Annotated in this window: 15 protein-coding genes; 9 read left to right on the forward strand and 6 right to left on the reverse strand. The window is 47.3% G+C overall.

The window, feature by feature from the left end; translation table 11 throughout:
• Positions 1-8: 8 nt before the first annotated feature.
• The 6 genes from BP71_RS31215 (at position 9) to BP71_RS31240 (ending at position 4,533) form a co-directional block, all read left to right on the forward strand.
• Positions 9-1,262 carry a glycosyltransferase family 4 protein gene (locus tag BP71_RS31215; protein WP_496385546.1) on the forward strand — a complete coding sequence of 418 codons (1,254 nt, stop codon included), beginning with the start codon at positions 9-11 and terminating at the stop codon, positions 1,260-1,262.
• Positions 1,263-1,325: 63 nt separating this feature from the next.
• On the forward strand, positions 1,326-1,946 hold the full coding sequence (locus tag BP71_RS31220) for a thioredoxin family protein (protein WP_496385547.1): 621 nt from the start codon (positions 1,326-1,328) through the stop codon (positions 1,944-1,946).
• Between the two features lie 63 nt (positions 1,947-2,009).
• On the forward strand, positions 2,010-3,200 hold the full coding sequence (locus tag BP71_RS31225; RefSeq protein ID WP_496385548.1) for a 4Fe-4S binding protein: 1,191 nt from the start codon (positions 2,010-2,012) through the stop codon (positions 3,198-3,200).
• Between the two features lie 6 nt (positions 3,201-3,206).
• A complete protein-coding gene (locus BP71_RS31230) occupies positions 3,207-3,728 on the forward strand; it encodes an NADH-quinone oxidoreductase subunit J family protein (protein ID WP_496385549.1) in 522 nt (173 codons plus the stop codon).
• Entirely contained in the window at positions 3,725-4,036 is a 312-nt protein-coding gene (gene nuoK / locus BP71_RS31235) for an NADH-quinone oxidoreductase subunit NuoK (RefSeq protein WP_496385550.1), read from the forward strand. Before BP71_RS31230 ends, nuoK begins: the two co-directional genes overlap by 4 nt.
• A 50-nt stretch (positions 4,037-4,086) precedes the next feature.
• Positions 4,087-4,533 (forward strand): DMT family transporter, encoded by a 447-nt coding sequence (locus BP71_RS31240; RefSeq protein WP_496385551.1) that lies wholly within the window; start codon positions 4,087-4,089, stop codon positions 4,531-4,533.
• Positions 4,534-4,588: 55 nt separating this feature from the next.
• Here BP71_RS31240 and BP71_RS31245 read toward each other — a convergent pair whose 3' ends face one another.
• Both BP71_RS31245 and BP71_RS31250 read right to left on the reverse strand, forming a co-directional pair.
• Positions 4,589-5,101, reverse strand: coding sequence for a DUF6265 family protein (locus BP71_RS31245; RefSeq protein ID WP_496385553.1), 513 nt, complete (start codon positions 5,099-5,101; stop codon positions 4,589-4,591).
• Between the two features lie 140 nt (positions 5,102-5,241).
• Positions 5,242-7,134, reverse strand: a complete 1,893-nt coding sequence (locus BP71_RS31250; protein WP_496385554.1) for an amidophosphoribosyltransferase — start codon at positions 7,132-7,134, stop codon at positions 5,242-5,244.
• Between the two features lie 250 nt (positions 7,135-7,384).
• Between BP71_RS31250 and recO the strand changes: the two genes are divergently transcribed.
• Both recO and BP71_RS31260 read left to right on the forward strand, forming a co-directional pair.
• Entirely contained in the window at positions 7,385-8,080 is a 696-nt protein-coding gene (recO, locus tag BP71_RS31255; RefSeq protein WP_496385555.1) for a DNA repair protein RecO, read from the forward strand.
• Positions 8,081-8,149: 69 nt separating this feature from the next.
• Positions 8,150-8,851, forward strand: coding sequence for a DUF4488 domain-containing protein (locus BP71_RS31260; RefSeq protein ID WP_496385557.1), 702 nt, complete (start codon positions 8,150-8,152; stop codon positions 8,849-8,851).
• Between the two features lie 3 nt (positions 8,852-8,854).
• On the opposite strand, the gene BP71_RS31265 is transcribed toward BP71_RS31260, so the two are convergent.
• Positions 8,855-9,277: a DUF3299 domain-containing protein gene (locus BP71_RS31265; RefSeq protein ID WP_496385558.1), complete on the reverse strand. Its 423-nt coding sequence runs from the start codon at positions 9,275-9,277 to the stop codon at positions 8,855-8,857.
• Positions 9,274-9,687: a hypothetical protein gene (locus BP71_RS31270; RefSeq protein WP_496385559.1), complete on the reverse strand. Its 414-nt coding sequence runs from the start codon at positions 9,685-9,687 to the stop codon at positions 9,274-9,276. Before BP71_RS31270 ends, BP71_RS31265 begins: the two co-directional genes overlap by 4 nt.
• An 88-nt stretch (positions 9,688-9,775) precedes the next feature.
• Between BP71_RS31270 and BP71_RS31275 the strand changes: the two genes are divergently transcribed.
• Positions 9,776-10,321 carry a heavy-metal-associated domain-containing protein gene (locus tag BP71_RS31275; protein WP_496385560.1) on the forward strand — a complete coding sequence of 182 codons (546 nt, stop codon included), beginning with the start codon at positions 9,776-9,778 and terminating at the stop codon, positions 10,319-10,321.
• 418 nt (positions 10,322-10,739) lie between these two features.
• Here the strand turns inward: BP71_RS31275 and lptB are convergent, their stop codons facing one another.
• Entirely contained in the window at positions 10,740-11,471 is a 732-nt protein-coding gene (gene lptB, locus BP71_RS31280) for an LPS export ABC transporter ATP-binding protein (protein ID WP_496385561.1), read from the reverse strand.
• A gap of 27 nt (positions 11,472-11,498) precedes the next feature.
• Positions 11,499-13,211: a single-stranded-DNA-specific exonuclease RecJ gene (recJ, locus tag BP71_RS31285; RefSeq protein WP_496385562.1), complete on the reverse strand. Its 1,713-nt coding sequence runs from the start codon at positions 13,209-13,211 to the stop codon at positions 11,499-11,501.
• Positions 13,212-13,284 lie beyond the last annotated feature (73 nt).

Raw genomic sequence — 13,284 nt, forward strand, 5'->3', positions numbered from 1 at the left:
CACATTCTATGCACGTTTTACTTCTGCATCAATATTTCCTGGAAGACGACGAGGGGGGAGGCTCGCGATGGAATGAAATAAGCAGGGTGTGGGCTGAAACCGGGCACTCGGTCACGGTTATCGCGGGGAACTTCCATTACATGCAGGGCACGGCAAATACTAAGCGTTCCTGGCGATTCACGGTTAAAACCAATGCAAATGGCGTTCGGGTAATCCGTTGTCCTGTTTCGCGAAGTTATAATGCAGGGTTTATGGGCAGGATCCTGGGCTATTTATCTTTCTCATTATCGGCGTTCATCGGTGGACTTTGCTACGCCAATGATAGATATGACAGCTTGCTCATAACCTCGCCGCCGCTTTTTCTGGGGCTATCGGCCCTGGCACTGGCCTGGTGTAAACGTCTGCCACTGTTGCTGGAAATCCGGGACCTGTGGCCTGATTCCGCTGTTGGCGCGGGTGTGCTGCATAACAGGCAGCTGATCGCGCTCGCCTGCCGCTTTGAGAAATATCTTTATGGTAGAGCGGCGCTGATCGCTGTTTTAACCCCCGCTTTCCGCGACGAGCTGATTCTGCAAAAGGGAGTAAGGGCAGACAAAATTATTTTCATACCCAACGCGGCGGACTTGCGCTGGAGCGAGCAGGCGCTTGCAAGCGATACGCGGAGCGCATTGCGTACAAAGCTTGGACTTAATGATCGGTTTGTTGTCATTTATGTCGGTGCACATGGCCTCGCCAATGGCTTGGTGCAGATCGTTCGTGCGGCGATATTGTTAAGCGAGACCAACGCGCACTTCCTGTTCATTGGGGATGGTCCCGAGAAAAAGCAGTTAATGGAAATGGCAGTGCGGCAGAAAGTCAATAATGTGTCTTTCATCGATCCTGTCCCCAAATCCGAAATCTTTGAATACATCGTAGCGGCAGATGCGGGAGTTTCCGTATTGAAAAAAGCGGATGTTTTTAAAACTGTTTACAGCAATAAAACTTTTGACTATTGCGCTTGTCGGAAACCTGTGCTGATGGCGATCGACGGTGTATCGCGAGCGCTGATTGAGACAGCACAAGCGGGCCTGTTCGTCGAGCCGGAAAATCCGAAGGATCTTGCATTGAAAGTGCGGTGGTACATGGCTAACCGAACACTGGTTCATGCGCATGGCGAGAACGGATATCGATTAGTTAAGGCTCATTTTGACCGCAATGTGCTGGCGAAGGAGTATATGAAAGCCATACTTTTGTATCGCCGTCCTGCCATCGATCAGCCGTAATCCAAGAGGCTCAAAAGTGAACTGAAAGTGTCTACGAAGGGTTTCTTAATAAATGAGAATCCAATGAAAAACGTAGCAAATTTGTTCCCGCTTTCTGTCACAGAAGGTGCTTATTCATATAACGATTATATGCAGTTGATGGAGAAAGTGGTTCTGGAAAACAGGACTACTGGTTTCAAACAATCCGAAGAACTGAACCATTATACAAAGCTGAACCTTGCCCGCATGCAGCGCCTCAATAAAAAGGTTACTGTTAATGACTCGTTGAAAGAAGCTGTTGACCAGATCGATATTCGGCAAACCTGGTATATCCTTACCGAAGCCTGGTGTGGTGATGCGGCTCAAAATATTCCATCTATTGTTGCAGCGTCACTTTCAAATCCATCGATCACGGTCAAGATGCTGCTTCGCGACGAAAACCCGGAATTGATGGACGCTTACCTGACCAACGGCGGACGTTCTATTCCTAAGCTGATTGCAGTCGATGATGAGTTTAATGAGTTGTTCACCTGGGGCCCTCGCCCTGCCGGTGCGCAGGCACTTTTGAAAGAATACAAAGCAAATCCGGTAAAACCTTATAAAGAGTTTGCAGAGGATATTCAGCGTTGGTACATCGCTGATAAAACAGAAACCATTCAAAAGGAATTGCAGGAGCTGCTCGAAGGAGTGTGCGTAGATCAATGAGTTTTTAAACGGTTTAATCTATATTTGTCATAGGGTAACCCGTTTCACAAACGAACAGGGATTTTGTCAGAGTACTTTAAAAATATATCGGATGGTATCAGTACGACCCTTACGGGGATGCGACTGACGCTACGACACTTGTGGAATGCACGAAAAAAGCGCAAACCGGGTGACATCCGTGCATCTAACTTCTACGATCAGCAGGATGGTATCGTCACGATCCAGTACCCGCTGGAAACCATCCCGATTCCCGATAATGGCCGTTATCGGTTGCACAATGAAATGGACGATTGCATTGTGTGCGACAAGTGCGTGAAAGTATGCCCGGTAGACTGCATTGAAATAGAACCCATAAAAGCAATCGAAGAGGTTGGAAGAGCATCCGACGGGTCGCCGATCCGGTTATATGCCGCCAAATTTGATATCGATATGGCCAAATGCTGTTATTGCGGCCTTTGCACCACCGTTTGTCCCACCGAATGTCTGACGATGACCAAGACGTTCGACTACAGTGAACTCGATGTGCGGGATATGGTCTATAACTATTCCAACCTGACACCGGAACAGGCAGACGAAAAGCGCCAATTACTGGAACAATTTCAGAAAGAGAAGGAGACACTTAAGGCGGCGAAAGCTGTTCCCGCCACCGCTGCTATTCCGGCCTCAGCCACCACTTCGCCCGGTCGTCCTGTCTTCAAGCCAACAGTGAAGCCTAAGTCCATAGAAGAGGGTGTGGGAAATGACGAAGCAAAGAAAGACGCTGCTGAACCGACTCCTAAGCCAGCATTTAAGCCTATCATGAAACCGAAAATGGCTCCGGATGAGACTGTGGAGAAACCTGTCGAGGAGAGCGTTCCCGGACTTGCCGAAAAGCCTGTAACCGCGAAACCCGCATTCCGTCCGATAATGAAGCCCAAAGTCGTTTCGGATGAAAGCGGAGAGAAACCGAAAGCAGAACCTGACGCTGATGAGCTGGCAAAACCAGTAGCTGCGAAACCCGCATTCCGTCCTTCAATGAAACCGAAAGCAGTTTCGGAAGAGAATATAGACACTTCACTTCCGGAAGCAAGCATTGAGGAGCCCACAAAAACTGTTGCTGCCAAACCGGCATTCCGTCCGACGATGAGGCCGAAAGCTGTTTCGGATGAAAATGTGGAGAAACCCGCTGCGGAAGCCAGCGCTGATGAACCGGAGAAACCGGTTGCAGCTAAACCGGCATTCCGTCCGACCATGAAACCCAAACCTAAGGAGTAAGCTGGAATGGAAGCAATTGTATTTTACATATTCTCTGCATTGACGCTCGCAGCAGGTCTGGTGATACTATTCTCAAAAAACCTCATCTATGGGGCATTTGCGCTTTTTGTTGTTTTTTTGGGAGTAGCTGCATTGTATGTACTGGCCGGTGCTGATTTCCTGGCAGTTTCTCAGATCATGATCTATGTAGGTGGAATTCTGGTGCTGCTGATATTTGGTATTATGTTGACTCAGAAGAGCGAGAAAAGTGACGATTCCACCCGGCATAACCGTGTAGAGGTGCCAATTAGTAGGCAAGTATGGGGATTTTTGACAGGGGCTGCCCTTTTTGGATTATTGACCAAGGTAATTTTGGTCTCTGATTTTAAAATGGCGGGTGATGTCAATAGTAGTAAGTCAACGATCAGAACCATAGGTGTCGAATTAATGACAACTCATTTGTTGCCCTTTGAAATAGCCGCTATCCTTCTGCTGGTCGCATTGATCGGCGCGGCTTATCTCGCATTGAACCGAAACCCGACCTCATGACATCCATTCCCATAGCGCATTACCTGATTGTAGCCGCTGCATTGTTTTGCATTGGTCTGGCTATTTCCATTACAAAAAGGCACTTCATCGGCATGCTGCTGGGTATCGAGCTGATGTTGAACGCGGTGAATATCAATCTCGTGGCATTCAGCAGGCACGATCCCGGTCAGCTGAGCGGGCAGTTATTCGCACTCTTTGTAATCGTTGTGGCTGCTGCGGAAGTAACTGTCGCTCTGGCGATTATTCTGCGGGTGTATGGTCGTTTCAAAACCGTTGATCCTGATAAAGTGAGCGAGCTTAAGAAGTAGTAGGAACGACAGGAATCTTCTAACTTCGCCTAAAATTTCTGTCCTTCCGCATGAACTGGATTTTTCTTGTCTTTGCTTTTCTCATAGGCATCAGTAATGCCGTCCAATCGGGCGTGAACACGCAACTCCGTGAGTCGATCAACAATCCCATACTCGCGGCAATGACTTCGTTTTTTGTGGGTCTTGTTGTATTGAGTATCGCGTTTGCCTGTTTCAATCAGAATCCCATTCCATCGCTCACTGATCTTAAGCAGGTATCGTGGACACGTTTTATGGGTGGGGTGTTAGGTGCGTTTTATGTGATCACGGTGATTTTCATTGTCAGAAATATTGGTCCGGCCAATATGATGTGCCTGGTGATTGCCGGGCAAATGGTAACCGTTATGACGATCGATCATTTCGGTTTGCAGGGTTTCGCGGTTCATCACCTGAACCTGCCACGCATCGCCGGTGCCATTTTGCTGGTGGCAGGCGTGTATCTCATTCTCAAAAACTAGGTAATAAAAAACAGCAATCCGATTGGACTGCTGTTGGCAGAGCAAAGTATATTGCTCAGGGTATCTTATTGAAAATAAACAGATCGACGAAGGTCCATTTGTTATCTTCCAGTTTACCGCGCTGGATCACGAGTTGTTTGGGAGACCGCCTTTCATAAATGATCCTCACCGACGCATCATCTTTTTCGAAAAGCGCCTGGTTCTTTTTAGCTTCGATGAAATTATAGCGATCAGCTACTTCTTTTTCTTCCAACGAAATCATTCCCGGTTTGAAATGTTTGACCATTGCGACGGGTCCTTTATCGGTTTGCTCAAATGCAAACAATTCATAAAGAGCCGGTTTATCATCTTTGATCATGCGGATAAAACCAACGATGTTATTGCCGGCGGGCGCCGTCCAGGAAGCTTCGATAGGTCCGCCATTGTATGTTCCCAGCCAGCGGCCATCCAGAAAACTGATATCATTCAAAGTTCCTTTCGATTGTGCGTTGGCAAAAGAGGCGGTTAATACAAGTGCGAAGGCCAGGCAGGCGTTTTTTAGTAACCGGATTTTGTTAAAACGGGTCATTGAGATTTAGGTTGATTTGAGCCGGCAAGATAAAGGAAATGTTACTAAACTTCATGCAAAAAAGCCGGAACGGTTCGGCCTGATGCGCGCGAAAAAAGCCGGCCTGTTTCCAAGCCGGCTTTGCCAATTAATCAGATCTATCAGTAAGCTCTTTCCAATTTACCTTCGTAGGAATTGGTAAAGGCCTTGTTTACAACCTTATTCCCGCCATGTGTCGGGTAATTGCCTGTGAAATACCAGTCTCCCAAATGTCCTGGACAAGCCTTGTGCAGATTTTCGACAGTCTGGAAGACAACGGACAATTCTGCATTGAGGTCTTTCGGGCGAATGATCTCAGCGATTTTTTGCGAGATTTCTTCGTCGGAGAACGGCTCATACAATGCTTTTACGTAATTGGTATGGTAGGGATTTCTGGTAGCAATGGATGTAACGCTTTGGGTATAAACATCTTCCAGCATATATTCCAGATCGCGTTCTTCGAGAAGCTTAAGAACTGCACGGTATGCTACGAAGTCCTTCATTCTCGACATATCGATTCCATAGCAATCAGGGAAACGGATTTGCGGAGCGGAAGAAGCGACTACGATCTTTTTCGGTTTCAGCCTGTCCAGCATGGTCAGGATGCTTTTTTCCAAAGTCGTACCCCGTACAATGGAGTCGTCGATAATGACAACCGTATCGACATTCTTGCGAACGACTTCGAATGTGGTATCATAAACGCTCGAAACCATATCGTCACGCAACGCGTCAGCCGTAATGAAGGTTCTCGACTTGACATCCTTGGTTACAAGCTTTTCGATCCGTGGACGGAATGACAGCACTTTTTCAAGATCGGCTTCGAAGAGGATGCCTTCCATAATGGCCTGCTTCCGTTTTTTTGCCAAATATTCTTCCAATCCTTCGATCATCCCCAGGAACGCGGTTTCAGCGGTGTTAGGGATGTAGGAGAAGATGGTATTTTCGAGGTCGTAGTTAACTTCTTTAAGGATCTGCGGGATCAGCAGCTTGCCTAGTTGCTTGCGCTCGTTGTAAATATCCGGATCGGTGCCGCGGGAGAAATAAATGCGTTCGAAACTGCACGAGCGTTTTTCAAGACGCGGAAGGATCGGGAATTCATTGTATTCGCCGTTTTTATCGATGATCAATGCCGAACCGGGAGTGATTTCAGTAATCTGGTTATAGTCTACATTGAATGCCGCTTTGATCGCCTGCTTTTCCGATGCTACCACAACTACCTCATCATCTGCATAGTAGAATGCGGGACGGATGCCTGCCGGGTCGCGGATTACGAAAGATGCGCCATAACCGGTAAGACCGCACATCGCATAACCACCATCGAAGTCCCGGCATGACCGGTAAAGCAAACGGGGCAGGTCGATGTTATCCTCGATGACGTCGGACAAGGTCGGATTTTCATAAACTCCCTTGAAACGTTCGAACACCCGCTGATTTTCTTCATCCAGGAAATGTCCAATTTTTTCCATTACCGTTACGGTATCCACTTTCTCTTTGGGATGCTGGCCGAGTGAAACCAGTTTGCCGAAAAGCTCATCCACATTGGTCATGTTGAAATTGCCCGCCATAACCAGGTTTCGGCTTCTCCAGTTGCTTTGGCGCAGCATCGGATGGCAGTTCTCAACCTCATTGGTTCCATGTGTGCCGTAACGAAGATGTCCCAACCAAACCTCTCCTGTAAAAGCGAGGTTTTCCTGTAACCATTTAGCGTCTGAAGCACGGTCCCGGTGGTTTTTGAGGCCCTTGCGGAATTTCTTGTGGATTTTGGAGAAAATGTCCGTAAGCGGTTGAGGCTCTACGGATCTGTATCGGCTGATATATCGTTTCCCGGGGGGGACATCAATCTTGATGTTGGCTACTCCGGCTCCGTCCTGGCCCCGGTTGACCTGTTTTTCCATCATCACCGAAAGCTTGTGAACAGCATACAGCGGCGTTTCGTACTTGTCGATGTAGTATTGATAAGGCTTTCTAAGACGGATAAGTGCTATTCCGCACTCATGCTTAATGGCGTCGCTCATAAGAAGAGTAATGCTTTAGAGATATTGGTGTTTGCTGGTATGCAAAGCGTATTCCCTGAATATTAGCGTAACGAATTTGTATCTTCGTTTAGTTCGCTATTTCTTACAAAGGTACAAATCCTTTGGCTTAAAAAACTTCAAAATCTTACGATTTTTCGGATCTCAATTTCCTGCCTGCCCAAACAGGCGACTGATGACGAACTGTATAGAAAGATAACTATTTTTGATCAAATGAACATCAAGATTCGACATGCTTCATAAAACGCGTGGTATTGCCTTAAGTTACATCCGTTATCGGGAATCTTCCATTATCGCCAAAATTTATACGGAATCCTTTGGAATACAGACTTATATCGTCAACGGTGTACGGAGCAGTAAGTCGAAAAATAACCGGATTGCATTGTTTCAGCCGCTCACATTGCTGGATATGGTCGTGTACCACAAGAACAGGGAGGATACCATTCACCGCATTTCCGAGCTTAAATGCTACGCGCCCTTTTTTTCCATTCCTTTTGATGTAACAAAATCGGGCCTTGGGCTTTTTATGACTGAGATTCTGGGCAAAACGCTTCGGGAGGAAGAAAATAATGAGCCTCTTTTTCGCTTTATCGAACATGCGGTGCAGTACCTGGACAATGCGGAGGGCGGTTTTGAGAACTTTCACATACAGTTTCTGATGCAGCTCGCCCATTATCTGGGTTTTGGGGTAGAAACAACGGAGGACCTTGAAAATGAGTTGAAAGACAATCACTATCCCCATTTGTCGGACGGTTGGGAACAAACTGCCATCAGGCAAATGCTGGAAAATGGCTACGGTCTGTCCATTCCGATGGACAGGTCACGCCGGATCGCCATTCTTGAAAAGCTGATTTTCTTTTATAAAATCCATATGGATTCGCTCGGTGAAATCAAGTCGCTGGATATTTTGAGGGAAGTTTTACGCTGAAAGATTGCGTCGATCCCGGATTGGCATAATTTTGATAACGTATATGGTAGTTCATCAAACCCGATCAAAATGAAACATATATTGACAACCGCCTTTCTTTTTATCTCCGCCATGGCAATGGCTCAGGTACCCAAGGGTGCTTGGAAGTCCCAGGAGCCGACCGGCAGTACGTCGACGCTCATTGTGGCCGATAACTACCTGGCAATCGCCTCATATAGTGTTGGGAATAAATATTTTGAACGGGCTGAAGGTGGGCCTTTTACGATGAGCGGTAACCAGATCACTTACACGCCGGAGTTCAATTCGGCAGATACCGCCAAAATTGGGATCCCGGTGGTTTTCACGGTTACTGTGAAAGATGATATTCTCACGCTCAGATACGAAGAAGCGATGGTGTGGATGCGGGTGGACGACGCAGCGAATGTGCCGATGGCCGGGGCGTGGCATATCACCGGGCGGGCAAATGCACAAGGTGATATGGCTCAAATTCACCAGCAGGGGACGCGCAAGACGATAAAAATGCTTTCCGCGACCCGATTCCAATGGTTTGCGATCGATCCGGCCGTCAAAGGATTCTATGCAACCGGCGGCGGAACTTATACCGCCAAGGATGGCAAATACACCGAGAATATCCAGTTTTTTTCCAAAGACAACAACCGCGTTGGTTCTTCCCTGAAATTTGATTTCAAACTTGAGAACGGCCGTTGGGACCATAGCGGAAAGAGTAGCGACGGGAAGCCGATCCACGAAATCTGGGAGAAAATCCAGTAATACCTAGTCGGCCACCTCGGCATCCTGTAGAATATAGTTGAGATGATCGATATCGCTGGTATTGAGCATAAGCTTTCCTCTGATGGACCTTATTTCGTCCGTCCTGAAACGTTGCTTTTTCTTGCGGAACTGAAGTTCCACGATGGATTCGGGGCCGGAGCCTCCGCAGAAGAAGCAACTGGCCATCGGTCTGGCCGAAATCACGTAGATGTTGTCGTTTTCGTCCACAGGTATCATGTAGCCCCTGATCACCTCCTTTCCCTGTAATGCCATCACCGACGGGCCGAATGCAGGGTAGAGAAAATACATATTGACTTCGTTATTGAGCCGACGCGAAAACCGGACATCGGCAAGCCGTTTCCAGCTTACCTGAACAGGCTCAGCGGCCATGAAAAACATCATTGCAACCAGGAACGCTATTTTCATGGTCGGTCAGCGATTCTGAATGTCTCTACTTCTATTTGCAATGCTCTGATGGCTTCCAAGGATTTTTGCTGGTAATCGAGCATAGATTCATCGGTCATCGGGGGTGCGATTTTGGGCTCGCCGGCACCATGCGCATGATTATGTGCATGTGGAAAGCCGGGTACCTCGATCACATTACTTTCCCATAACTCGATGAGATTTTGCAGACTATCGACCCGGACTCTCGTCGTCGGGGAGTCCCGTTGTGTTGGCAGTTTTTTCAGTTTCTTTTCAAGTTGGTGAGCAATTTTTATGGCTTCAAGATGCAAACGGTTGGCTTCAATCAGTTCGCGGCTTTTTTCATGCTCTCGGCGGCATGAAGCGATGAGGAGCAGGCTTAGCAACGCTATGTTGGGAGGAAGCATGTTCATAGGCTATGGAACTTTATTAAATGCAACAATGTTGCAAAAATGAAGTAAATAGTTTTAATAAACAATAGCACCATACGATTTTACATTTATGCGATCCGTTTACTCCTTGTCTTTCAGTGTCGTAGTAACGCTTTTGCATATCAGTTGCTGTCTGGTACCTTTAGTGTCCATTGCTTCATTGTCATTTGTGAATACCCGCTTTTTGGCAGAGCACCAGATGTTTTTCCAAATTTTGCAATGGGGCGTATTGTTGTGGCTCAGCGGCCGGTTGCTTGCATTCTATATCTTTGACAGACACTTCCACAACCGTACAGAGATGATCTCCTACTGCCTGAGCTGGCTGATTGCCGCTACGGGACTTGCGGTTGACTATCGTGAGCCTTTCAAAAATGAGAACCAGATTTTGGCTGAGCAGCATTTCGAGCGGTTCAGGAACCACCGGCAGCTGAACATTCGCCTGGCGGTTTCATGTGATGCGGAACAGTTACAGGGCGACCTTGCCTGTATCGAAGGTGTAAGAAAAGGAAGTGTGGACGTCAAAGCTGATGCGGTAACGCTTTCTTACCATAAAAAGGTGGTCACGCCGGATCATATTTACGCCGTGTTACGGGCAAAAGGGTATGCGGTCCGGTGATGCAATATTGCTGTGGGCGATCACTGAATATTTTCCGGGCTAACCGACAAGTAGCCGTTCTCCTGGTTTTGACTATTTAGATTTATTCAAAACAATTTCGGTTAAACATTTGAATCATTCTAAATAGGTGTTACATTTGCCTGAGTTTTAACAGCAACGTGGGATGAGCGCTTTTTCTAATATTGAATGCAATACCGGTTCCGAAGAGGGGTGTTTCTGGATGAAGAGTATCGGCGACAGTACCGAATGTGTATTCAAGAAGTGTTGTGAGAAGTATAAAAAGAAAGGAAAGCACTGTAAGAAGTGCCCCAAAAAGTAACATTTGCTGTTATTCCTTTTGATTAGTAATACAGTTCATGGTGAATAATTGTAAGAGAGGGAGTGCCGCTGAGCGTTCCCTTTTCTATGCTGGAGGGATTCAGATCTTTCTTTTTAATTCGAAATTCTGCCCAAGGTACACACGCCTAACTACCTCGTCCTCGGCAAGTTCTTCGGCTGTTCCCTGTTTCAATATTTTTCCTTCAAAAAGCAGATAAGCCCTGTCGGTGATCGAGAGCGTCTCGTTTACATTGTGGTCGGTGATAAGGATACCGATGTTTTTGTGTTTGAGCTTGGCGACGATACTTTGAATGTCTTCCACAGCAATAGGGTCTACACCGGCGAAAGGTTCGTCCAAAAGAATAAACTTGGGGTCCACCGCCAACGAGCGCGCAATTTCGGTACGACGGCGTTCTCCCCCGGACAACACCATTCCTTTGCTTTTACGGACATGGCCCAGGTGAAATTCTTCTATCAGCTCTTCTACCTTGTTTTTCTGATCCTGCGACGAGAGATCGGTCATTTCCAATACGGCCTTGATATTTTCCTCGACGGTCAATGTGCGGAATACCGAAGCTTCCTGAGCCAGGTAACCCAGGCCCAGCCTCGCCCGCTTGTACATCGGTAAGTCGGTTATGTCTTTGTCGTCCAGGTATACTTTCCCGCTGTTGGGTTTCACCAATCCGACAGCCATATAGAAGGAGGTGGTTTTACCGGCCCCGTTTGGGCCCAGGAGCCCAACGATTTCCCCCTGCTCCACCTGATAACTCACATTATTGTTGACAAGACGAACCCCGTATTTCTTGACAAGGTTTTCAGTTCTAAGTATCATCGTTCGTTTAATTCAATGCCGGGTGTTTCAATGCAGTTTAATGTCTTTCAACGAAAGCTGCAGTGTTTTCTTGTCGCGAAAGTTATTCTCCTCGAGACAGTAACAAATCGAAAATGGGCGTCCGTTAACAATATCAGGGTAGAAGTGCCCCATTCCGAAGCCGACTGCTGTAAAAGTAGTTGAGTTACTCTGTCGCACATCAAACTTGATATGCTTTTCTTTCATCAGCATTGGACGTCCCACGAGGGTTATGTTCCGGGATTCGAAAACCGGCGTCATATTGCCGGGACCGAATGGTCCCATTTGCCGGAGGATATTGAAGAATTTAGGGGTAATATTTTCCAGTTCCAGCAGCATGTCGACATTAATCATAGGTACAAGCTGATCCGGAAGGATGCGGCTGCTCACAATGTCGTTGAAACGTTTTTTGAATGCCTCCACGTTGTCGAGCGGTAAAGTCAGTCCTGCCGCAAAAGTATGGCCACCATATTGTTCAAGTAGGTCCGCACACTCCTCAATGGCTTCGTATACATCGAAACCGGGAACAGAGCGGGCCGAACCTGCCGCCTTTCCATGCGATTGTGTGAGAATAATCGTGGGGCGGTGGTATTTTTCGATGCATCGGCTGGCTACAATGCCGATTACCCCTTTGTGCCAGTCTTCCTTATAGAGTACCGTGCTTTTGGCGTCTGAAAACCAATCGTCGTTTTCGATCATCCAAAGTGCCTGCTCTGTAATGCTGGAGTCGAAATTCCGTCTTTCGCTGTTATGCTTATTGATTTCCTGCGCGAACTCCATGGCTTCTTCTTCTATTTCAGAAAGCAATAACCGGACGGCCTCTTTCGCGTGCTTGATCCTTCCCGCGGCATTGATCCTCGGCCCTAGTCCGAAGACCACATTGGTAATATCCAGTGCGCCCGAAATGCCGGAAATTTGAATTAGTGCTTTAATGCCAGTTCTTGGCGTAGCATTGAGTTTTTGAAGTCCGTAAAAAGCGAGGACACGATTTTCGCCCGTAATGGGTACGATGTCAGAGGCTATACTGACCACCAGCAGGTCGAGGTAGTCATAAAGGGTATCCGGGTTCATTCCTTCACGCTGGCAAAAAGCCTGTAAAAGCTTGAAGCCAACGCCGCAACCTGTTAATTCCTTATAAGGGTAAAGGCAGTCTTCCCTTTTGGGATCCAGCACGGCTACTGCGGGAGGAAGCTCGCTTCCGGGACGGTGGTGGTCGCATATGATAAAGTCGATCCCTTTTTCCGCCGCTACTGTGACTTTGTCCACAGATTTCACCCCGCAATCCAATGTCACGATCAAGGTGAAGCCATTCGCCTCGGCCCATTCGACACCTTGCCATGAAACCCCATACCCTTCCTCGTACCGGTCGGGAATGTAGTAATCGAGTTTATCGTAGATTCTTTTCAGAAAACCATAAAACAATGCGACGGATGTCGTGCCGTCCACGTCGTAATCACCATAAACGAGAATTTTCTCTCCGTGATTAATAGCCCTGGCAATTCTGGCAACAGCCTGTTCCATATCTTTCATCAGGAACGGGTCGTGAAGGTGATGAATTTCGGGGCGGAAGAAATCGCGTGATTGTTCGAAATCGAGAATGCCGCGCTGAACCAAAAGTGTTGCCAGTGAAGGACTTACTTTTAAAGATTCTGCGAGTTGCTCCGCAACTTGTTGTTGTTCAGAGGTAAATGGAGGGTGGTGGATCCAGCGCTTTTCAATCATAAAGCAAAGATAATCGGATTCCGTAATGCGTCCAGTCAAAATGTACGATCGGCTGGGGGAATCGGGAAAAGCT

The sequence above is a fragment of the Dyadobacter ginsengisoli DSM 21015 genome, from assembly GCF_059568735.1.